Consider the following 21,397-nt stretch of genomic DNA (forward strand, 5'->3'; position numbering starts at 1 on the left):
CCGAACCCGGGAGGACGGATGGACCTGCGGCAGCTCGAGATCGCCGTAGCGGTCGCCGAGGAAGGCGGGTTCACCGCCGCGGCGCAGCGGCTGCACACCGTGCAGTCGACGGTCTCGACCGTCATCCGCGCGCTGGAGCGGGACCTCGGCACGGCCCTGTTCGAACGCACCACCCACCGGGTCGCGCTGACCCCCGCCGGGCTGGCGTTCCTGCCGGCCGCCCGCGCCGCATTGACCGCGGCCGAACAAGCCCGCGCGACCGTGAACGGGGCTCGGTGGACGGTCAGCGGCTGCGTGCGGATCGGCGTGGTGCCCGGCTGCTGGGCGGAGCCGCACCGGGTGCTGGCCAAGCTGCAGCGCGAGCACCCGGCGGTACGGGCCGAGGTGCGGATGGCGCAGCCGGGCGAGCTGCGGGCGGCCGTGCGGGAGTCCACTGTGGACGTCATGGTGGGCGTGGCGGGCTCGGCCGCCACCGACGGCCTGGCACGGCGGCCGCTGCGGCGGGAGGAAATGGTGCTGGTGACGCCGCCATCCTCGGACGGCGGGGCCGTGACGATGGCCGAGGCGGCCAAACTGGCGGTGGTGGATTTCGCACCGGGCTGGGCGGTGCGGGAGGTGGCCGACCGGGCTTTTCGCGAGGCCGGGGTTTCGCGGGTGATTTCCTGTGAGGTGGCCGAGATCGGCGCGGCCGTGGAGCTGGTCCGCCACGACTTCGGGGCCTGCCTGCTGCCGGAGTCGGTGGCGGAGCGGTTCCCGGAGTTGCGGGTGCGCCGGTTCGCCGGGGCCGGTCCTCGATGGGACGTGGCGGCGTGGTGGGCCGGCGGCGAGGTTTCCGCTGCCGTCAGCGCGGTCGTGAAGGCGCTCGGATGACGCTTCCCGTGCCGCGTGCCGTGCGGCATGATCGGCGGGGTGTTGCTGCGTCAGCTGGAGTACCTCGTCGCGCTTGCGCGGGAGCGGCATTTCGCGCGCGCGGCCGACGCGTGCCACGTGTCGCAGCCGTCGCTGTCGGCCGGGATCCGGAAGCTGGAACAGGAACTCGACACCGCGATCGTGCGGCGGGGCCACCGCTTCGAGGGCCTGACCCCCGAAGGCGAGCGGGTGCTGCTCTGGGCGCACCGCATCCTGGCGGAGTGCGACGGGCTGCGCCACGACCTGTCGACCATGCGCCACAGCCTTTCCGGGGTGCTGCGGGCCGGGGCGATCCCCACCGCGCTGACCGCCGCGACGTTGCTGACCACCCCGTTCTGCGAACGCCACCCGCATGCGCGCGTGAGCCTGGAATCCCTTTCGTCACGGGAAATCACGCGGCGGCTCGGCGAGTTCGAGCTCGACATCGCACTGACCTATGTGGACGACGAGGAGCTGGGCGCCGTCCGGACCTTCCCGCTGTATGAGGAGCACTACCTGCTCCTGACGCCCCGAGACGGAGAGTTCGCCACCCGCGACGTCGTCCGCTGGGACGAGGTCGCGGGCCTTCCGCTGTGCCTGCTGGGCCGGCAGATGCGCAACCGCCGGGTGCTGGACGGGCTGTTCGCCGCCGCGGGCGCGACGGTGGTGCCCGCGATCGAAACCGACACCGTCTCCGCGCTCTACGCGCACGTCGCGTCACGGCGGTGGTCCAGCGTGATCTCGCACGCCTGGCTGCACATGTTCGGGGTGCCGCCGGGCATGCGGGTGGTGCCGCTGGAGGAACCGGCGCACCCGCCGCAGATCGGGCTGGTGCTGGCCGACCGGGATCCCGAGCCCATCCTCGCCCGCGCACTGCTCGACGTGACCGACGGCGCCGATGTCCGGGGGACGCTGGAGCGCGTCCTCGCGCGTTTCCTCGGGCCCGCCCGATAGCCGCGGGCTATGCCCGGATAGGCACGAACGCTTTGACCGCCCGAACGCGCGAGAGGAGGGTAAAAGCATTGAATGCCAACGACTTCTCTCGGGAGACACATCATGGCAAAGGTGCTTTGCGTGCTCTACGACGACCCGGCGGCCGGGTACCCCACGAGCTACGCCCGTGACGACCTCCCCCGGCTCGAGGGCTACCCCGGCGGCCAGACCCTGCCGACGCCGAAGGCACTCGACTTCACGCCGGGCCAGTTGCTCGGCAGCGTGTCCGGTGAGCTCGGGCTGCGGAAGTTCCTGGAGTCCCAGGGCCACCAGCTCGTCGTGACGTCCGACAAGGACGGTGCCGGCTCGGTCTTCGACCGCGAGCTGCCGGACGCCGAAATCGTGATCTCCCAGCCATTCTGGCCCGCCTACCTGACCGCCGAGCGGTTCGAGCGCGCGAAGGAGCTCAAGCTGGTCGTCACCGCCGGCATCGGCTCCGACCACACCGACATCGACGCGGCGATCTCGCACGGCGTCACGGTCGCCGAAGTGACGTACAGCAACAGCATCAGCGTCGCCGAGCACGTGGTGATGATGATCCTCTCGCAGGTGCGCAATTACCTGCCCTCGTACCAGACCGTGCTCGACGGCGGCTGGGACATCGCCGACTGCGTGGCCCGCTCGTACGACGTGGAGGGCATGCACGTCGGCACGGTGGCGGCCGGCCGGATCGGGCTGGCGGTGCTGAAGCGGCTCAAGCCGTTCGACGTCCACCTGCACTACACCGACCGGCACCGGCTGCCCGCCGAGGTCGAGCGCGAGCTGAACCTGACCTTCCACGAGGACGCCGCCGCGATGGTGCCGCACTGCGACGTCGTCACGGTGAACGCCCCGCTGCACCCGGAGACCGAGGGCCTGTTCGGCGACAGCCTGATCTCCGGCATGAAGCGCGGCGCGTACCTGATCAACACCGCACGCGCCCGCATCGCCGACCGCGACGCGATCGTGCGCGCGCTGGAGAGCGGCCGGCTCGCCGGCTACGCGGGCGACGTCTGGTTCCCGCAGCCCGCCCCGGCCGGCCACCCGTGGCGCACCATGCCGCACCACGGCATGACACCGCACATCTCCGGCTCGTCGCTCTCGGCCCAGGCCCGCTACTCCGCGGGCACCCGCGAAATCCTCGAGTCCTGGTTCGACGGCACCCCGATCCGCGACGAGTACCTGATCGTCGACGGCGGCAAGCTCGCCGGCACCGGCGCGCACTCGTACTCCGCCAGCCGCTGACCACACCCGGACGGCTTGCCTGCTGCCACCAGGGAAAGGCTGAAATACGGCCGCGCCGGATCGGTGAAGAAGCACAGCAAAGGCACCGGAGGGAGCCGGCCATGAGTTTCGCCACCGTCGATCCGGCCGGTGGCGGAGCGGGCCCGGATCATCGAGGTCGGCCTCGTCGCCGACACCCTCGATTACTACGCCGCGAACGGTTCCTCGCGGCGCAGGCCGTGCCGGGTGAGACCGGCGCGACCGTGGTCACCGGTCGGGCCTGAAACCGGCCGCCGAGGTGTGGTGGCGGCGGGCGCAGGACTGGATCGAACCGCACCCGGCCCGGGTGCGGTTCGACGTCGACGCGAACTGATCCGGCGCGCGCGGGCCTCGGTGGTCAGCAGCCCTTGAACCGGCCGTCGGCGACCCAGCCGGTGTTGGCCCAGTCCTGGGCAGGGGGTGGCTTGAGGGCGGGGTCCAGTTTCGCCAGTTCCCCGAGCAACCAGCTGGTGAAGCGGGCCGCGCCTTGCGGGCATGGGTGGATCCCGTCGGAGCTGCGGTCGGCCTTGCCTTCGCGCGTCTGCTGGTAGGTGGTGCCCCACACGGCATTCGCGTCGAGCACCGTGGCCCGCCCGGCCGAACTCGCCGCGACTGCTTGCGCGGCGGCGCCGGCGTGGCCGAGCTCGGCCATGTGCGGCTGGTAGAAGTCGTCGGGCCGGATCGGTGGCATGGTGACGAAGACCAGCTTCGCGCCCGCCCCGGTGACGGTGGTCAGCAGCCGGCCGTAAGCGGCCTGCTGCTCAGGCTGGCTGCCCCAGTCGTAGGTGGTGATCTGGTAGACGACCACGGCCGGCTTGGCCGCGGTGATCTGCCCGGGCAGCTGCTCCCAGTTCTTGTCGGCGAAGGGGCCGACCACGTTGCCGCCGCCGTCCGCGGCGATCGACTGGAACGGGGCGCCGCCGGCCTGGAACGCGGCGGTCAGGGCCAGTGCCTCGTCGGCGGCGACGGAGTCACCGGTGAAGAGCACTTTCGGCGGCGCGGCACCGGCAGCCCGGGAGGGCGCGGCGGACGGCTCGGAGCAGGCCGCGGCCAGCAGGAGCGACAGCCCGGCCAGGCCGACGACGAGGTTTCGGGTCTTGGTCATGGCTTCGACCGTGCCGCCGCCGTGTCCCGGCGGTTCCGCGGCCGTGTCCCGGTTGTGTCGCAGGAAGCCTTCGCGGTCGGCGGGCGGGGGCGGCTTTGTCCATACTGGACGGGTGGCAGCGATCCTGTTGATCGAGGACGATCCCCTGGTCCGGCGCGGGCTCCAGCTCGCGCTGGGCCGGCACGGCCACGAGGTCCGCACGGCCGAAACCGGTGAGGACGGCCTCGGCGCGCTGCGGGAGTCCCGGCCGGACCTGGTGGTGCTCGACGTGATGCTGCCCGGGATCGACGGATTCGAGGTGTGCCGCCGGATCCGCGCCGCGGGCGAGGTGCCGGTGATCATGCTGACCGCGCGCGGGGACGACTTCGACGTCGTCGGCGGCCTGGCGGCGGGCGCGGACGATTACGTGGTCAAACCCGCCCAGCCGACCGTGCTCGACGCGCGGATCCGCGCGGTCCTGCGCCGCGGCCCCGGCACCGACGGCCTGCGGGTGCATCGCGACCTGCACCTCGACACGGCGTCGCTGGCGGTGTCCCTGCACGGCGCGCCGGTGCCGCTGACGCCGACCGAAATGCGGCTGCTGCTGACGTTGTCCGGCGCGCCCGGGCGGGTGTTCAGCCGGCAGCAGCTGCTGGAACTGGTCTGGGAGCACGACTACCTCGGCGACTCCCGGCTGGTCGACAACTGCGTGCAGCGGCTGCGCGCGAAGATCGAGGCCGACCCGGCGAGCCCGGAGTACGTCCAGACCGTGCGCGGGTTCGGCTACCGGTTCGGGCCGCTGTGAGACCACGGGCGTGGCCACGCGGGCTGCGCGCCCGGCTGCTGGTCGCGTTTGTCCTGGTCACCGTGCTCGGCGCGGCCGCCGCGGCCTGGGCGAGCGCGAAGTCGGCGAGCACCGCGCTGGTCACCGGCACCCAGCAGCAGCTCACCGCGGCCGTGGCCGGCCAGATCGCCGCGATCACGCCGCAGCTGACCTACCCGCCGAGCCAGACCACCCTGGAGCAGCTGCGCGTCGCGGTCGGCCCGGACACGCTGGTCGGTTACCGGGACCTCCGAGCCGCCGACGGTTCCGGCACCGTCCTGATCACCGACGGGCTGCGCGCGGCCGTACGCAGCCGGAATCAGCTGGTGACGGAGCGAGTGGTCGCCGGCGGCACACCGTGGCTGCTGATCGGCGCGCCGCTCATGATCACCGCGGCGGACGGCGCGCGCACGCCGTCCGGCATCGAGGTGTACGCCGTGCGCGACCTCACCGGCGTCGAGCAGCAGGTCGACGGCCTCACCCGGTCCGCGGGCATCACCGCGGCCGCCGCGGTCCCGTTGGCGGTGCTGCTGGCGCTGCTCGCCGCGGGCAGCGTGCTGCGCCCGGTGCGCGAAGTCCGTGACACCGCGCGGAAACTGGCCGCCGGCGACCTGGGCGCCCGCTCGCCGCCGAAGGGCGTCGACGAGCTGGCCGAGCTGACCGTCACGATCAACGAAATGGCCGAGTCCGTCCAGACGTCGATGGTGGCGATGCAGCGGATGCAGGCCGACGCCAGGCGGTTCGCCGCCGACGTCTCCCACGAGCTGCGCACCCCGCTGAGCACGTTGACGGCGGTGGTGGAGGTGCTGGCCGACACGGCCGAGGAGATGGAGCCGGACGCCCGCGAGTCCGCGCAGCTGGCGATCGCCGAAACGCACCGGCTGGTGCGGCTCGTCGAGGACCTGATGGAGGTGTCCCGGTTCGACGCCGGCACCGCGCGGCTGCGGCTGGAGGAGGTCGACGTGGCCGACGCGGTGCGCGACTGCCTGCGCGCCCGCGGCTGGCTGGACCGCGTGGAACTGGTGGCGCCCCAGGGAATCCGGCTGCGCTCGGACCGGCGGCGGCTGGACGTGATCGTGGCCAACCTGGTCGGCAACGCGCTGCGGCACGGCGAACCACCGGTGCGCGTGCGGGTCTCGGCCTCGCCCGGGGAAGTCCGCCTCGAGGTCGCCGACCACGGACCGGGCCTGCCCGAATCGGTGCTGCCGCACGTGTTCGACCGCTTCTACAAGGCCGACGCCGCGCGCGGCCGCACCCCGGGCAGCGGGCTCGGACTGGCGATCGCGCTGGAAAACGCCCGCCTGCACGGTGGCGACCTCACCGCGGGCAACGCCGAAGGCGGCGGGGCGCGGTTCGTCCTGCGCCTGCCGAGAGACCTGGAGGACCGGTGAAACGAATCTGGCCGGCGGCTTTCCTGCTCGCGGCCGGCGGTCTGCTCGCGAGCTGCGGCGTCCAGCCGGCCGGGCCGGCCGACGCGGGGCAGGCACCGACCGGCCTGGCCCCCGGGGTGACGTTGTACTTCGTCGACGCGCACGAGCGGCTCCGGCCGCAGCTGCGGGAGACCGGCCGTCTCGGCACGATTCCCGAAGCGCTGTCGCTGCTGCTGACCGGGCCGGGAGCCGACGACCCCGGTGTGCACACGGAGATCGCGTCGGCGGGGACCACCCAGGTCGGGGTGACCACCGCGTTCGGCGTGCTGCGGCTGCGGGTCCCGGTCACCGCCGACGACGTGACCCCGCTGGGCATCGACCAGTTCGTGTGCACCGCGCTGGGCCTGGCCACGCAGAGCGGCGACGCGAGGACCGTCAAGGCGCAGGTGCTGTTCACCCGGCCCACCCCGGAATCGGACCGGCTGCGGACTTGCCCGCTGTTCAGCCCAGCCCGCTGACGTCGATGGTCACCGGCGCCGGGGCGGGCAGCGCGAGCCACAGCCCGGCCAGCCCGATCGTGAGCGCCGCGAACAGCAGCAGCCCGGAGCGGCCCTTCGCCCACCCGGCCCGGAACCGGATCGGGTCCTCGATCAGGTACTTCGACGCCGCGGCCAGCCCGATCGAGACGGCACACACCATCGCGGTCCACGCCCACCCCGCCCGCTGCGGGGCGAGCAGCACGATCACCGGCCAGTGCCACAGATAGAGGCTGTAGGAGATCAGTCCCAGCCGGCGCAACGGCTGCCAGGCCAGAGTTCTGGCGACCACGGAATCCGGCGCCTGCGCGCACAACCCGATCAGCAGCGCGGCCGCCGCCGACAGCGCGAAGAGCCCTCCCCGGTACAGCCACAACGAGCCTTCCCCATCCGCGAATGCCCACGCCGCACCGATTCCGGCCACGAGCACCCCCGCCACAACGCCCGTCCAACGGCCAGTCAGCCGGGCGCGCACCGGCCGAGTGGCCACGGCGGCGCCCAGCAGCAACGAGAACGCCCGGGTGTCGGTGCCGGTGTAAACCCGGGTCGGGTCCGCCGGGTCGGTCAGCAGGACCATCACCACCAACGACACCGCCGAAGCGACGGCCGCCAGCACCAGGACCCGGACGTCCAGCCGCCGTCCACATCGGACGGTGATCAGCAGGAGTACCGGCCACACCAGGTAGAACTGCTCCTCGACCGCGATGCTCCACAGGTGCTCGAAGACCCGCGGCGAGCCGAACCGGTCCCAGTAGCTCGCCGACTCCGCGAGCAGGTGCCAGTTGGCCAGGTTCGCCTGCACCCACGGGCCGTCGGAAAGCGTGGTGCGCACCAGATCCGGCGGCCCCACCACCCAGACCAGCACGGTGACGCCGACGAGCATGGCGGCCAGCGCGGGCACCAGCCGGCGGACCCGTCGCCCCCAGAAGGCGACCAGTGAGACGCCGCCGGTCTCGCGTGCCTCACGCAGCAGCAGGTCGGTGATGAGGTACCCGGACAGCGTGAAGAACAGGTCCACGCCCAGGAATCCGCCGGGCAGGTGCCCGGTGTGGAACAGCAGGACCCCGAGGATGGCCAGGCCCCGCAGCCCGTCCAGCGCGTGAAGGTGCGTCTTGCCGGTGGCCCGGGCCGGCTGAACTGATGTCATGCCCTAGACCTTGCGACGCGGGTGTCGGGGCGCCGTCTCCGCCGCGTCGCAGTCCTGTCGCGACTCAGCGTGCGAGCTGGTCGAGCCAGTCGCGCAGGAGGGCGGTTTCGGCCGGGCGCAGCGGCGGCCGGTCGGTGGCGGCGAGGGCGGCGTCGAGCGCGAGCGCCCGCGACGCCAAGCCGGGATCCGCGACCGGAGCCGGGCCGGTGGTGAGGGAGTCGATCACGGTGTCACGCAGTCTCGGGGAAAGCTCCGGGTCACGGTCTTCGGCGGCGGTGCCGACCAGCGACAGCGTGACGCCGACGATCGCGGCCGAGGACAAGCCGGCGGCCAGCGGGGCCGGCACCCGGAGCCGGCCCGCGGCGGCGATCCGGTCCAGGGCCTTCATCAGGCGATCGTGGGCCTCGTCGGCGGCGGGCGGCCGGCGGCCCGGGCGGCCGGTGCCGAACATCAGCAGGTAGAACGCGGGGTGGCGCAGGCCGAAGTCGACGTGGATGTCCCAGCCGCGGCGGAAATCCTCGACCGGGTCGTCGGAGTGCGCGAGGTTCTGCTTCTTCGCCAGGTAGCTGTCGAACGCGTGGATGGCCAGCGCTGAGAGAAGGCCGTCCTTGTCGCCGAAGAGCTGGTACAGCGAGGCGGCGCGGATGCCGGCCGCCGCGGCGACCGAACGGGTGGACACGGCCTGGGCGCCGTCCCGTTCCAGGATTTCGGCCGCCACTTCGAGGATCTGCCGCCGGGTCCGCGCCTTGGTGTCCGCCACGGTTGCGATGCTACGCCATTTCGCGTATCACTGAAACACGCAGTGCTACGCGATTCGTCGTGGCAGTGATACAGCAAGGGAGCGCCCATGAACCAGGTCGGGTACGGCGCCATGCAGCTCGCCGGTCCGAAGGTCTGGGGACCGCCGGACGACCCGGATTCGGCGCGGCGGCTGCTGCGCCTGGCGGTCGAACTGGGCGTCACGTTCTTCGACACCGCGAACGCGTACGGGCCGCGCGTGGTGAACCGGCTGATCGGCGAGGCGCTGCGGCCGTTCCCGGAGGGCGTGATCGTCGGCAACAAGGTCGGCGCCGGACGCGGGCCGGACCGGTCGTGGATCATCACCGACCACCCGGACACAGTCCGCCGCCAGGTGCACGAGGCACTGGCCGACTTCGGCACCGAGACGAGCGAGCTGACCTACCTGCGGCTCGGCGGCGACGGCCCCGCCCCGCCGAGCGGCGTGCCGCTGGAGGACTCGCTCGGCGCGCTCGTCGAACTGCGCGAGCAGGGCCTCATCCGCCGCATCGGCCTGTCCGGCGCGTCACCGGAAATGCTGGCGCGCGCCCAGAAACTCACCCCGATCGCGGCCGTGCAGAACCGGTTCAACCTGCTCGACCGCAGCGGCGCCGGGGTGCTGGCCGGCTGCGAGGCCGACGGCATCATGTTCGTCCCCTACTTCCCGCTGGCCTCGGGCCGCCTCAGCCGCCACGACGCGCTGACCGCCCCCGCCGAACGCCTCGGCGCGACAGCGTCCCAGATCGCGCTGGCCTGGCTGCTGCGCCGTTCCCCCGCCATCGTGGCCATCCCCGGCACGGCGAACCCCGGGCACCTGCGCGCCAACGTCGCCGCCGCCTCGATCGCCGAGCACCTGACCGACGCCGAAGTCGCCCGCCTGACCGGCCTCGTCGACGAGTCGGCGGCCGTCCTCGACCAGCCGACCTGATCAGCGCGGCTCAGTGCGGCCGGGAGAGATCGCCGGGCTTGAAGGCGCTCACCGTGTCGGTGACGAGCTTGCCGAGGTCCTTCTGGTACTCGGCCGGGTAGACCCAGCGCAGCCCGGCCGTCGAACCGGTTCCGATGGACTCGTGCTCGTAGTAGACCTTGCCGTCGCCCTGGTAGCCGGAAACCGTGTAGCCGTCGCTGTCGGCGGAGTGGACGGTCACCCGGCCGCCGTTGCCTTCCAGCGAGGTGACCAGCTGGTCCATCTTCGCCGCCGGGCTGAGGCCGCCGGAGCCGGTTCCCGAATTGGTTCCCCACACCGTCAGCGTCGCGCCGAAACCGTCATCGATGAAGCTCATCCCCTCGCCGTTCTCCGGGGTCCACTTCAACGCGGCGTAGCCCGGCGGCACCTGCGTGGTGAACCCGAAACGGGCGTTCGTGTACGTGGCCCCGGTGCCCGGCTGCCCCGGCGTTGACTGCGAGGTCGGGGCAGCGGCCGTCTTTCCCAGCATCGTCAGGAACTTCGGCAGCAGCAGGTCTTGGAGTTCGGCGTACGGCAGCGCCACGCTCTCACTCCCGGAAGCGCTGGCACAGCCGAGTTCGTACCAGCGGATTTCGAACTCCGCGCCGGTCTCGGTGAACCCGAACGTCGAGGCCGGCACGTGGTCACCGCCACCGACCATGTCCGCGGCGTCCATGGTGGCCTTCCGCGTCGGATACCCGTCGACCGTGGGTATGGTGCAGAACTCACCCACCTGCGGCTCCAGCCGCTGAGTCAGCCGCCGCATGCCGACGGCGGTCAGGATCTCGGACCGGAACATGTCCTTCGGCCCCAGCACCTTCCCCGTGGTGAGGTCGACGGAGAACGCTTCGGGGAACCGCCAGGTGGTGTGGCCCAGCACCGTCGAGTCGAGATCATGGTCGTACCGCACGGAAAGCACGTCCGGCGTCTGCAGCAGGATCCGCGCGGACGAGTGCAGCGCGGCCGTTTCGCCCTGCTGCCGGAACATGTCGAGCGTGCTCGGGACGGCGACCCCGTCCCGCACCGACTTGAGCCGCTTGTCGATCGGCGCCCGCAACGCGTCGTTGACCCGTTGCCGGAGCCCGGCGTCCGTACCGCCGGACACCTGCGGGTACTGCAGCTCGTAGCTGATCGGCAGCGCCTGATCCCGCCCGGACAGGGTTTGCATGGCCACCGTCAGCGGCGGCGGGGCGGGCGGGTCGTCCCCGGGCCGGAAGACCACCAGCCCGCCGGCGACCAGCCCGGCGACGACCACGACCGCGATGGCGATCTTGCCCACCACCGTCGCGGTCACCCCGGCCCCGGTGCTCGTGGCCACACCCGTCCCGGTGCCCGCCGCCACCCCGGTCCCCGCCGTCACTCCGGTCCCGGCACCGGCCGCCGCGATCGGAGCGGCGGCCGTGCCGGCGGAGGTCAGGAGCGCCAACGGGGTCAGCGCCGTCAGCGCCGCGGCCGAGGTGGCCAGCCGCTTCCAGCCGCGCTTCTCCCAGTTCTTGCCGTAAGCCTTGCGGGCCACGGTTTCCAGCTCGGTCACGAAGGCAGCCGCCGTCGCCGGTCGCCACGCCGGGTCCTTCGCCATGCCTCGCGCGATCAGCGGGCGCAGCGCCTCCGGCACCGCTTCCAGCGGCACCGACGCTCCCCCGTGCATGGCGCGCAGCTGCTCGCTCGTGTCCGCCTCGAACGGCCGGTGCCCGGTGATGCACTGGTAGAACACGCAAGTGGCCGCGTACACGTCGGTGGCGGGCAGGCCGGGCTGCCCGGCCCACTGCTCCGGCGCCATGTAGGACGGCGAGCCTGCGGTCAGTCCGTTGTGGCCGTCCAAAGTGGCCAGTCCGAAGTCGACCAGCTTCGACGCGCCCTCCCGCGACACCAGCACGTTCGCCGGCTTGTAGTCCCGGTGGACGACGCCGGCCGCGTGCGCGTCGGCGAGGCCGAGCAGCGAGCCCTTCAGGATCGTCAGCGCCGCCTCGGGCGCCAGGACGTTCTCCGCCGCCAGGAGCGCGCGCAGCGACACGCCGGGCACCGCCTCCATGACCAGCGCGGCGCCCTGCGGCGTCTCGACGAAATCGAAGAGGCGGACCACGTGCGGGCTCCGCACGCCGGACAGCATCCAGGCCTCGTGCCGGAACCCGGCCACGATCCGCGCGTCGGCGAGGAAGTCCGCGTGCAGGTACTTGATCGCGGCCATCTTCCCCGAGTCCTCGTGCTTGGCCAGCACGACCCGCCCGAAACCACCGGTGCCGAGCACGTCCACTTCGGCGTACCCGGGCACACGCCAGGTGTCGTTCATCCCCGCCGCTTCCCCTCGCTGCGCCCTCGCACAGAGGGCCTTCGACCACCGGCTCCACGATCCGGATGTGGCATCTTACCCAGAATTGTCACAGCTGCGCCGGACAATTCAGGCGAAAGTGCCACTCTTGGCCGGTGGCGACGCTAGCCCGCGGGCAGCAAGGACTTCGGCCGTCCCGGCTGGGTGAGACGGCCGGTGAGCAGGGCGCCGGCCAGGCTGAGCGCGGCGGCCGCGGCGAACGCGCCCGAGTAGCCGTGCGAGGTCACCACGATCGCGGCCAGGCCGACGCCGAGGACCGCGCCGACGGCCTTCGCGCTGTAGAGCACGCCGAAGTTCTGCATCATCGACTCCTCGCCGAAGTACTCGCGCACGAGCCCGACGAGCAAGGTGTAGCAGCAGCCGTTGCCGAGGCCCGCCAGTGCGACGCCGAGGATCAGCCCGGCCGCGTGGTGGTGCTCGCCGGCGTAGGACAGCACCAGCTGCCCGATCCCGCCGGCCACCAGGGCGAGCCGCAGGACGCGGCGCCGGCCGAGCCGGTCGGAGAGCCAGCCCAGCAGCACCCGGCCGGTGCCGGTGACCCCGGCCAGCACCGCGAGCGCGACCGCGGCGAGGCCGGGGCCACCGCCCTGCTCGGCGACGGACGTGGCGAGGTAGGCGAGGTCGAACAGCAGCACAGCGGCCGCCAGCACCACCGTCAGGTACAGCGAAAGCGTTGTGCCACAACGAAACAGCTCGGCCGGCCGGTAGTGCCGCACCGCCGGGCGGTTGGCCGAGACGCTGCGGTTGCGCACCTTGTCGAGCGCCCACGCCCGCGGGTCCGGCTCGGCGGGCCACCAATGACGCGGCGGGAAGCGCAGCAGCGCGCCGGCCGCGGCGATGACCACGAGCACCACCGCCGCCGTCACGTCGAGCAGCATCGCGCGGTTGCCGATCGACAGCCCGAAGCCCGCGATGAGCACAAACGGCACGCTGCCGTAGGCGAAAGCGCCGCTCACCGCGCCGACGCGGGCGGCCGTGCGGTCCGGGAACCAGCGCATCACCGCGCCGACGCAGGTGGCGTACACGAGCCCGGTGCCGATGCCGCCGAGCACCGAGTAGCCGAGGAACACCGCGGTCAGGCTGGACGCGTGCCCGAGCGTGACCAGACCGGTCGCGCACAGCACCCCGCCCACGGTGACCGCCACGGCAGCCGGGAGCTTGCCGTGCTCGCGCAGCCACGCGGCGGGGAACGCGACGCTCGCCTGGCACACCGCCCAGAGCGCCAGCGACAGGACGACCTCGGTGAACGTCCAGCCGTGCGCGCCCGTCAGCACCGGCGCGATCACCCCGAACCCGTACTGCTGCACGCCGGCCGCGAACATCGCCGCCCCGCCGAGCCAGATCATCCACGCCCGCGACCGGCCGATCAGCTGCCGGTCGGTCTCCCCCACCCGGTACCGCCGCCCGTAGACGTCGCGGACCTCTTTCACCTCGGGCGTCTCTCGCACCGGCAGGACGGTCTGGGGCTCGGACATCGCGCCACCCACTTGACTGTATGTTGTATGCAGTATGGAGTACGCCGTTTATAGCATCCGTGGTGAGTGGTGTCCACGGGTCTGCCCCGTCCGGCTCAAGCCCCCGGCCTCACCCGGCGGAGTGCGCTCCGGTCATCAGCGCCGCGAGGTCGTCGGGTTCGAGGAACGACGGGGGCGGCGGCGGTCCCCAGGCGTAAAGCCCTTGCAGGCCCTGGAGCACCTCGGGACTCCACAGTTCGTCCTCGGGCACGGTGTCCATGTCGGAGTAGTACTCGGAGAAGTTGCCGGCCGGGTCCTTGAGGTACCAGAAGAAGTTCGCGCCCGCGTAGTGCCGGCCCAGTCCCCAGATGTGGCGTTCCGGGTTGCCTTCGAGCATCGCGTGCGCGCCCCGGCCGACCTCGTCGACGTCGTCGACCTGCCAGCTGGTGTGGTGCAGGAAATTCACCGGCGCCGCCATCACCAGCACGTTGTGGTGCTCGACCGAGCAGCGCAGGAACGCGGCCTTGTCCCCCATGTAGTCGCTGACCTTGAAGCCGACGCCCTCGGTGAAGAACCGCATCGTCGTCTCCAGGTCGGTGCTGCCGAGCACGGCGTGGCCGAGCTTGTGCGGCCGCACCGGGCCGCTGCGGGCGATGAACGGCGCCCGCCCCCACCGGTCGATCCGGCCGGGGCCGTTGTAGCGCGTCGCCGGCACCGGGGGCTCGACCACGATCCGGGGTCGCACCGCGACGCGGATCCCGGTCCCGGTGACCGGCTCGACGGCGCGCACGACCGTGGTCGTCGCCTCCACGGCGATGTCCAGGGCACGCAGCCGCCGGGCGATCGCCGCGATGTCGTCGGGGTCGTCGGCCGCGACCGTCAGTTCCACCAGGCGGCGGGTCGGCGCCTGGACGATCCGGAGCTGGTCGCCCCCGTCGAGGGTCGCGAAGGAGCCGTCGCCGCGGTGCTGCAGCCCGAAGTCGGTGTAATAGGCGATGGTCTCCGCGACATTGGGCACGCCGATGACGACGTTTCCCAGTCCGTGCAGTGGCATGAGGAGTCTCCTTACCTGGCGGCCGGGGCGGGAACGAAGGTCTGGTGCAGTTCGCCGATGCCGGCGATCCAGCTGTCGAGCCGCTCGCCGGCGCGCAGGAACCGTTGCGGCTCCCGGCCCATCCCGACGCCGGCCGGGGTGCCGGTGAAGATCACGTCGCCCGGGTGGAGCGTGACGTTCCCCGACAGGGCCGCGATCACCCGGGGAATGCCGAAGATGAGGTCCCTGGTTTGTCCTTTCTGGACTTCCACGCCGTCGATCGCGCACCCCAGCTCGAGGTCGCCGGGGTCGGCGAACTCGTCCGGGGTCACCAGCCACGGCCCCTGCGGGGAGAATCCCGGGTACGACTTGCCCAGGCCGAACTGCGGCGCGGGGCCCCGCAGCTGCGTGAGCCGCTCGGACAGGTCCTGGCCCGCGGTGAGCCCGGCGACGTACGACCAGGCGTCGGCTTCGGCTACATCGCGTGCTTCCCGGCCCACGACGACGACGAGCTCGATCTCCCAGTCGACGTTGCCCCCTGGCGGCAGCACGACCTCGGTGTCGGGCCCGGAGAAGCTCGACACGTACTTGGTGAACACCGGGGGCAGGTCGGTGGGCGCGGTGAAACCGGACTCGGCGGCGTGTGCGCGGTAGTTCAGGCCGAGCGCGAAAACCTGGCGTGGCGCGGGCGAGGGCGCGCCGAGCCGGGCGCGGTCGACCGGCACGAGCTGCTCGGCCGGCACGTCCGCTTCGGCCGCCCAGGCGGTGACCTCCGCCCAATCCCGGAAGACCTCCGGCAGCCCCGGGCCCCATCGGCCGTCCGACGCGCTGGCGAGGTCGAGAGCCTTCTCGGCGCCGTCCTGCCCGATGACGAGGGCGGCCCGGTTGTCGATGTTGGCTAGACGCATGAGATCGGTTCTCCCGTGGCAGTGGTGACGAGGTCGCGGTAACGGGCAACGAGTTCTTTCGTGTCGGCGAGGTCGGTGACCGCGCCGAAGATGTAGTGGTCGGGGCGGATGAACACCGCGCGGAGGCGGTGGGCTTCGAACCAGCGCGCCCAGGCCCCGTCCGGGTCACGCAGGTCGGTGCCGATCGTGAAGGCACGCCCGTCGAAGTCCTCGCTCACCTCGTCGAGGGTCAGGAGCACGGCGCCGTCGCCGGTGGCATCGTCGAGCAGCGCGCGTTGGCCGGCCCGCCCGACCGGGAACTGCGGGGCCAGGGTGCCGCGCAGCGTGCTGGTGGCGGGGCTGTCGGCGAGGACGCCGTCGCCGAGCACGGGCAGCGCGGACACCGGGAGGACACGGGCCGGGTCGGCGCCGCCGGCGATCATGCGCCGGTCGCGGTCGGCGGCCTGCCGCTCGTCCAGGACGCAGATGACGCGTCCCAGCTCGACGGACATCGCGATCGCGTGCTGCAGGTGGGCGCGGCGTTCGGAGGTGTAGGTGTCCAGCAGCGCGAACGCCGATTCACCGCGCAGCACCCGGTCGAGCTTCCAGCAGAGGTTGGCGACGTCGCGCAGGCCCGAGCACAGGCCCTGCCCCGCGAAGGGCGGCATCTGATGGGCCGCGTCGCCCGCGATCGCCAGCCGGCCGCGGTTCCAGCGGTCGGCCCAGCGGGCGGCGAACGTGTAGACGGCGTGCCGCTCCAGGCGGGAGTTCTCCGGCGTGCGCCCCCACGGGCCGAGCAGTTCCCAGGCCTTCTCGGCGGTGTTGAGCTCTTCCCGGGTTTCGCCGGGCAGCCGCATGAACTCCCAGCGGCGCCGGCCGGGGCCGCCGGAGACGATCGTGGTCGGCCGGGCCGGATCGCACAGCTGCCAGTTCTGCGGCGACCAGTCCCGCTCGTCGAGGGGGATGGTGTCGACGATGAGCCAGTCGTAGAAGAAACCCTGATCGTGCCAGCCAACGCCCAGGTGCTCGCGGACGAAGCTGTTCGCGCCGTCGCAGCCGATCACGAACCGGGCCCGCGCGCTGCGGTGCCCGACGGCCGTGTACGTCACCAGCACGTCCTCGGCCCGTTCCTCGACGCCCACGACCTCGGCGCCGCGGAGCAGAGTCACCTCCGGCATCGCCTCGACGGCCTCGGCGAGCACCTTCTCCAGATCCGGCTGGGAGAAGAAGCTCGCCGTCGGCCAGCCGCCGGGCCCGAGCCCGGACCAGTCGATCCGGACCAGGGATTCGCCGGCGGCGTTACGCCACTCGTAGTGGTCCGGCACGGCTTCGGAGATCGCCTTCACCGGCCCGGCGAGGCCCAGGCCCTGGAAGACCCGGCCGATCTCGTCGTCGAAGTGCACGGCCCGCGGCCGCGGGTACGGCTCCGGCCAGCGCTCCAGCACCAGCACGGAAAACCCGCGCCGGCCCAGCATCCGGGCCGCGGCGAGGCCCACCGGGCCGGCGCCGACGACCACCACATCGTGAACTGTGTCCATACCGCCCGCTTCGTCGGAGGTCTTTCCTGACGGTCTTTCCTGACTACGCCTCCATGTTCGAGATGTCAATGAACTTTCGAATCTCACGTGGGTAGTTGAATGTTGCTAGGCTGGCCGGTATGACCGGCACCGGCTCGACCCGCGCGGAGGGCGTTTACCAGCGCTTGCGCCACGACATCCTCGGCGGCCGCCTCGTCCCCGGCGAGCGGCTGAAGTTCCCGGACCTGTGCCGGCGCTACGAAACCAGCGTCGGCGCGGCCCGGGAGGCGTTGACGCGCCTGGTCGCCGACGGCTTCGTGCGAACGCAGTCCAACCTCGGCTTCAGCGTGATGCCGCTGTCCCACGAGGATCTGGCGGAGCTGACCTACGCCCGGCTGGAGATCGAGTCACTGGTGCTCAGGCTGTCGGTGCGCGACGGCGACATGGCCTGGGAGGCGGCCGCGGTCGCCGCCCACCACCTCCTCAAGCGCACGCCGTTCCTGGCGCAGGACGACGCGACGCACCCGACGAACGCGTGGTCCGCCGCGCACGCCGCGTTCCACCGCGCGTTGCTGGCCGGGTGCCGCAACCACCGGCTGCTCGCCACGGCCACCGGGCTGCGCCAAGAGGCCGAGTTGTACCTCCAGTGGTCGGTCTCGTTCGGCCGGGAGCCCGACCGCGACCTCACGGGGGAGCATCAGGCCCTGCTCGACGCCGCCGTGGCCCGCGACGCCGACCGGGCCGCGGAACTGCTGCGCGATCACCTCGCCCACACCGCCCAGCTGCTGATCAGCGTCGCGACCGACGAGCCGAACCCGGCCCAGCCCGCGCGTCCATGACGAGCACCCGCGACCACCGGACCGACCGTCCGGAGAGGTCAGCTCGCCACCGCGAGACCGGAGTGCGTGCCGAAGACCCGGCGCGCGTAGACCAGCGGAGCGGTGGCGGTCGGCTCGGCCTCTTCGACGCCGACGACGAGCAGGACGTGGTCACCACCGTCCACGTGGCGTTCGACGCGCCCCGCCGTCCAGCCCGCGGACCCGGGCAGGTGGGGCAGCCCGGCCCGGACGGTCCAGGTGACGCCGTCGAACTTCCCGCCCGGTCCCCGGTGCGGCCGCGCGAAGGCCGAGGCCAGCTCCTGCTGGTGGGCCGCGAGGATGTTCACGCCCACCCGGCCGCCCGGCCGGAGCCGGGCCAGCAGCCCCGAGCCGCGGTCCAGGGCGAAGCTCACCAGCGGAGGGTCGAGGGAGAGCGAGGCGAAGCTCGACACGGTGCTGCCGTGCGGCCGCCCGTCCGCGGTCATCGCCGTCACCACGGTGACCGGGGCACACACCCCGCTCATCAGCTCGACGAAGGTCTCTCGGTCGATCATCACGCGCCTCCCGGTGGGTCCGCCTGGGTCGGGGTGCGCGGCCTCGTGGGAGCACCGCGTCCGACGATCACCGAGTCAACTCCGGTTCGCGGGACGGCCGCTTGGTCCGCGGGCTCAGGATCCCGTGCGCGCGTTGGTCTGCCGCACCTGGGGCGAAAAGGACGGTGAAGATCATGGACGACGAGTGCGACTGGCTGGCCTCACTGGTCCCGTCGACGGGCATCGGCCTGGACCGGGCGGCGTCCTCGGCCGCGGCCGTCGCCGATGCGGTGGCACGGGTCGGCGAGCAGCCGGTGTGCTGGGCCATCGAGCAGGGCGAGCTGGCCGCCGCTCGCATCAAGGCCGAGATTCCGCCCTTCACCGGTGGCAGCACCGCCGACGAGGTCTTGCGACGCGGCAGCGAGGCCGCGAGTCTGCGGGCCCTGCTGGTACTCGCCGAGCCGTCCGCGAACCTCGCGCCGGTCAGCGACGCGGCGCTGGCCGGGATCCGTGACTTCGTGCGCCGGAACATCCCGCTGGACCGGGTCCTGCGGGCGATCCGGATCGGCCACGCCCAGCTGGCACAGGCGTACCTGCGGGCCTGTGAAGAGCTGGCCGCGCCGGACCGGCTCGGCTGGGAGATGAAGCGCGTCAGCGACGAGCTGTTCCGGTTCGTCGACGGGTTCTCCGACGGCATGACCCAGGAGTACCTCGCGGAGTACGACCGCTGGGTCACCAGCGCGGCCGCCACCCGCGCGGCGACGGTCCGCGCGCTGCTGGCGGGCGAGACCACCGACGTCGCGGCGGCGTCCCGGACGCTCGGCTACCACCTGGCCTGCACCCACGTGGCGGCGATCGTCTGGGCCGCGGCCCCGGCCGAGGACCCCCGGCTGCACTCGGCGGCCGAGGGGCTGCTGCGCGGGAGCGGCGCCACCACCACCTTGGTGGTTCCGGTCGGAGCGGGCCGGGTTTGGGCCTGGGGAACGGTTCCGGCCACCGCGCGGCCGCACGGGCACCTCGACGTCGAGGAAGGGCTCCGAGCCGCGGTGGGGACTCCGGGCACGGGGATCGAGGGCTTCCGCCGGACGCACCGGGAAGCGGCGCGCACCGAGTGGCTGCGCGGCGTCGACGGCGCGGACCGGCCCCGGGTGACCGGCTACGACGAAGTCGTCCTGCCGGTGCTGCTCAGCGCCGACCTGGAGGCGGCCCGGGAGTTCACGCGCCGCGAGCTGGGCGACCTGACCGGTCCCGGCGAGATGATGCAGGCGCTGCGCACCACGCTGCTGCACTACCTGTCCGCCGAGCGGAGCCTCGTCCGGGTCGCGGCGGAGCTGCACATCGCCCGCGGCACCGTGGCCTATCGCGTCAAGCGGGCGCAGGAAATCCTCGGCGGCGGGATCGCGGACCGCGGCTTCCGGCTCCAGGCCGCGCTGCTCCTGGCCGAAGAGATCGGCGAGGCGGTCCTCGGCTCCACGCCCGCGCCGCACCGGCCGTTTCCCGGCCCGCCGGCCACCTGACCCGGCAGCCGCGGACCCGGGGTCCAGCCCGGCCGCGGGATGTTGGACCCGGGGACCAAGCGAATCGCCCCGGCCCGGGGGTTGGGTGGGAACTCCGGCCGCCACGGCGGCACACCCGGACCTCGAGGAAGTGGACCGATGCCGATCACCCTGGACCGCCCCGGAGCCAGCACCGCCGACCGCGAGCTGCGCGCCGAGCTGGTGGATCGCGCCGCGAAGCTGCTCCCGCTGCTGGCCGGAAACGCCGACCGCACCGACCGCGACCGGCTGGTGGTGAAGGAGAACATCGACGCCATCGCCGGCGCCGGGCTGTTGTCCATCCTGCAGCCGGCCCGCTACGGCGGCCTCCAGACCGACTTCCGGACCTGCTTGGAGGTGTCCCGGGAGATCGCGCGGGCGTGCGGTTCGACCGCCTGGTCGACCACGCTGCTCAACGTCTGCGCGTGGTACGCCGGGCTGTTCCCGGGCCAGGCCCAGGACGACATCTGGGCCCGGGAGCCCGGCACCCGGATCGCGGGTGTCCTCGCCCCCACCGGCACCGCGCGCGAGGCCGACGGCGGCATCGTCGTCAGCGGCCGCTGGAGCCCGGCGTCGGGCTCGGCCCATGCCCAGTGGGCGATCCTCGGTGTGCTGCGCGGGACCGGCGACGGCCTCGAACCGGGGCTGGTCCTGGTCCCGATGGCCGAGCTGGCCGTCGAGGACACCTGGTTCGTGGCCGGCATGCGGGGCACCGCGTCCAACACGCTGGCCGCCGACGAGGTTCTCGTTCCCGGGCACCGTTATCTGGCCATGCCGGACGCCTTGGAGGGCCGTTACCCGACCCCGCACACCGACGTGGCGCTTTACCGTTCGGCCTTCGTCCCGGTGTCCGCGCTGGTACTCGCCGGGCCGCAGCTCGGCCTGGCGCAGGCCGCCCTCGACCTGGTCGTGGAGAAGGCGCCCCATCGGAAGATGACCTACACCTTCTACGACAGCCAGTCCGCGGCTCCCACCACGCAGCTCGCCTTGGCGCAGGCGGCGTCGCTGATCGATTCGGCGCACCTGCACGCCTACCGGGCCGCCGCCGAGATCGACGAGGCCGCCGCGCGCGGCACGTATCCCGGCTACGACGCCCGCGCCCGCCTGCGCATGGACACGGGCGTGGCCGCGGTCAACGCCCGCGAGGCCATCCGCATCCTGATGTCCGCCCACGGCGCCGGCAGCTTCGCCGAGGCCAATCCCCTGCAGCGCATCTGGCGTGACAGCGAGACCGGCAGCCGGCACGCGATCGTCAGCCCCGAGGTCAGCGCGGAGGTGTACGGAAAGTCGCTGCTCGGCATCCGCGGCACCGTCACCGACCTCGTCTGAGGTCCCCGTTCCGCTCAGGCGCCGAGGACGGAAAGCCTCGCCGTTCGCGCAAGCGCCGAGGTCGGTGCCGTCGGCGGCGGACAGCGCCAGTCCGGCCACCGTTGCCGCACGCGACGGGTCTCCGGCATCCGGCCGTTCTCCCCGCCGCGGCCGGGA

At 72.7% G+C, this 21,397-nt stretch carries 19 protein-coding genes; 10 read left to right on the top strand and 9 right to left on the bottom strand.

All coding sequences use genetic code 11. The annotated features are described in order from the left end of the window. The first annotated feature begins 18 nt into the window (after positions 1-18). The 3 genes from BMY97_RS06820 (at position 19) to BMY97_RS06830 (ending at position 3,105) form a co-directional block, all read left to right on the top strand. On the top strand, positions 19-870 hold the full coding sequence (locus BMY97_RS06820) for a LysR family transcriptional regulator (protein ID WP_091614078.1): 852 nt from the start codon (positions 19-21) through the stop codon (positions 868-870). A gap of 39 nt (positions 871-909) precedes the next feature. Beyond that, on the top strand, positions 910-1,842 hold the full coding sequence (locus BMY97_RS06825) for a LysR family transcriptional regulator (RefSeq protein WP_091614643.1): 933 nt from the start codon (positions 910-912) through the stop codon (positions 1,840-1,842). Between the two features lie 102 nt (positions 1,843-1,944). Then, positions 1,945-3,105 (top strand): NAD-dependent formate dehydrogenase, encoded by a 1,161-nt coding sequence (locus tag BMY97_RS06830; protein WP_091614081.1) that lies wholly within the window; start codon positions 1,945-1,947, stop codon positions 3,103-3,105. A 376-nt stretch (positions 3,106-3,481) separates the two neighbouring features. On the opposite strand, the gene BMY97_RS06835 is transcribed toward BMY97_RS06830, so the two are convergent. After that, entirely contained in the window at positions 3,482-4,228 is a 747-nt protein-coding gene (locus BMY97_RS06835; RefSeq protein ID WP_177231216.1) for an SGNH/GDSL hydrolase family protein, read from the bottom strand. 112 nt (positions 4,229-4,340) lie between these two features. On the opposite strand from BMY97_RS06835, the gene BMY97_RS06840 reads away from it, so the two are divergent. Genes BMY97_RS06840 through BMY97_RS06850 form a run of 3 tightly spaced genes read left to right on the top strand, consistent with a single transcriptional unit; the run spans position 4,341 to position 6,918 of the window. After that, the gene (locus tag BMY97_RS06840) at positions 4,341-5,012 is read left to right on the top strand and encodes a response regulator transcription factor (RefSeq protein ID WP_091614083.1); all 672 of its coding nucleotides are present in this window, start codon (positions 4,341-4,343) and stop codon (positions 5,010-5,012) included. Continuing rightward, positions 5,009-6,421 carry a sensor histidine kinase gene (locus BMY97_RS06845; protein WP_091614086.1) on the top strand — a complete coding sequence of 471 codons (1,413 nt, stop codon included), beginning with the start codon at positions 5,009-5,011 and terminating at the stop codon, positions 6,419-6,421. The genes BMY97_RS06840 and BMY97_RS06845 overlap by 4 nt, the downstream gene beginning before the upstream one ends. Then, positions 6,418-6,918: a hypothetical protein gene (locus BMY97_RS06850; protein WP_091614089.1), complete on the top strand. Its 501-nt coding sequence runs from the start codon at positions 6,418-6,420 to the stop codon at positions 6,916-6,918. Before BMY97_RS06845 ends, BMY97_RS06850 begins: the two co-directional genes overlap by 4 nt. On the opposite strand, the gene BMY97_RS06855 is transcribed toward BMY97_RS06850, so the two are convergent. Then, a complete protein-coding gene (locus tag BMY97_RS06855) occupies positions 6,902-8,083 on the bottom strand; it encodes an acyltransferase family protein (protein ID WP_091614091.1) in 1,182 nt (393 codons plus the stop codon). The genes BMY97_RS06850 and BMY97_RS06855 overlap by 17 nt on opposite strands. A 64-nt stretch (positions 8,084-8,147) precedes the next feature. Then, entirely contained in the window at positions 8,148-8,843 is a 696-nt protein-coding gene (locus tag BMY97_RS06860) for a TetR/AcrR family transcriptional regulator (protein WP_091614094.1), read from the bottom strand. Between the two features lie 87 nt (positions 8,844-8,930). Between BMY97_RS06860 and BMY97_RS06865 the strand changes: the two genes are divergently transcribed. After that, entirely contained in the window at positions 8,931-9,788 is an 858-nt protein-coding gene (locus tag BMY97_RS06865; protein WP_091614096.1) for an aldo/keto reductase, read from the top strand. 10 nt (positions 9,789-9,798) lie between these two features. On the opposite strand, the gene BMY97_RS06870 is transcribed toward BMY97_RS06865, so the two are convergent. The 5 genes from BMY97_RS06870 to mhpA all read right to left on the bottom strand — a co-directional run bounded on the left by BMY97_RS06870 (position 9,799) and on the right by mhpA (position 17,047). Beyond that, complete coding sequence (locus tag BMY97_RS06870; protein WP_091614099.1) at positions 9,799-12,096, bottom strand: serine/threonine-protein kinase; 2,298 nt, start codon at positions 12,094-12,096, stop codon at positions 9,799-9,801. Positions 12,097-12,239: 143 nt separating this feature from the next. Further along, on the bottom strand, positions 12,240-13,610 hold the full coding sequence (locus BMY97_RS06875) for an OFA family MFS transporter (protein ID WP_091614648.1): 1,371 nt from the start codon (positions 13,608-13,610) through the stop codon (positions 12,240-12,242). Between the two features lie 109 nt (positions 13,611-13,719). Beyond that, a complete protein-coding gene (locus BMY97_RS06880) occupies positions 13,720-14,643 on the bottom strand; it encodes a VOC family protein (RefSeq protein WP_091614102.1) in 924 nt (307 codons plus the stop codon). 11 nt (positions 14,644-14,654) lie between these two features. Next, positions 14,655-15,530 carry a fumarylacetoacetate hydrolase family protein gene (locus BMY97_RS06885; protein ID WP_091614104.1) on the bottom strand — a complete coding sequence of 292 codons (876 nt, stop codon included), beginning with the start codon at positions 15,528-15,530 and terminating at the stop codon, positions 14,655-14,657. After that, positions 15,521-17,047, bottom strand: a complete 1,527-nt coding sequence (gene mhpA / locus BMY97_RS06890) for a bifunctional 3-(3-hydroxy-phenyl)propionate/3-hydroxycinnamic acid hydroxylase MhpA (protein WP_091614107.1) — start codon at positions 17,045-17,047, stop codon at positions 15,521-15,523. Before mhpA ends, BMY97_RS06885 begins: the two co-directional genes overlap by 10 nt. Before the next feature lie 119 nt (positions 17,048-17,166). Between mhpA and BMY97_RS06895 the strand changes: the two genes are divergently transcribed. Next, complete coding sequence (locus BMY97_RS06895) at positions 17,167-17,865, top strand: GntR family transcriptional regulator (protein WP_091614110.1); 699 nt, start codon at positions 17,167-17,169, stop codon at positions 17,863-17,865. A gap of 38 nt (positions 17,866-17,903) precedes the next feature. Here BMY97_RS06895 and BMY97_RS06900 read toward each other — a convergent pair whose 3' ends face one another. Further along, positions 17,904-18,398, bottom strand: a complete 495-nt coding sequence (locus BMY97_RS06900; protein WP_091614113.1) for a flavin reductase family protein — start codon at positions 18,396-18,398, stop codon at positions 17,904-17,906. A gap of 173 nt (positions 18,399-18,571) precedes the next feature. Here BMY97_RS06900 and BMY97_RS06905 point away from each other — a divergent pair, with 173 nt between their 5' ends. Together BMY97_RS06905 and BMY97_RS06910 are read left to right on the top strand one after the other, a co-directional pair. Beyond that, positions 18,572-19,894, top strand: coding sequence for a PucR family transcriptional regulator (locus BMY97_RS06905; RefSeq protein WP_091614651.1), 1,323 nt, complete (start codon positions 18,572-18,574; stop codon positions 19,892-19,894). Between the two features lie 138 nt (positions 19,895-20,032). Beyond that, positions 20,033-21,241: an acyl-CoA dehydrogenase family protein gene (locus BMY97_RS06910; protein ID WP_091614115.1), complete on the top strand. Its 1,209-nt coding sequence runs from the start codon at positions 20,033-20,035 to the stop codon at positions 21,239-21,241. Positions 21,242-21,397 lie beyond the last annotated feature (156 nt).

The organism is Amycolatopsis saalfeldensis (assembly GCF_900110575.1).
Classification (GTDB): Bacteria; Actinomycetota; Actinomycetes; order Mycobacteriales; family Pseudonocardiaceae; genus Amycolatopsis; species Amycolatopsis saalfeldensis.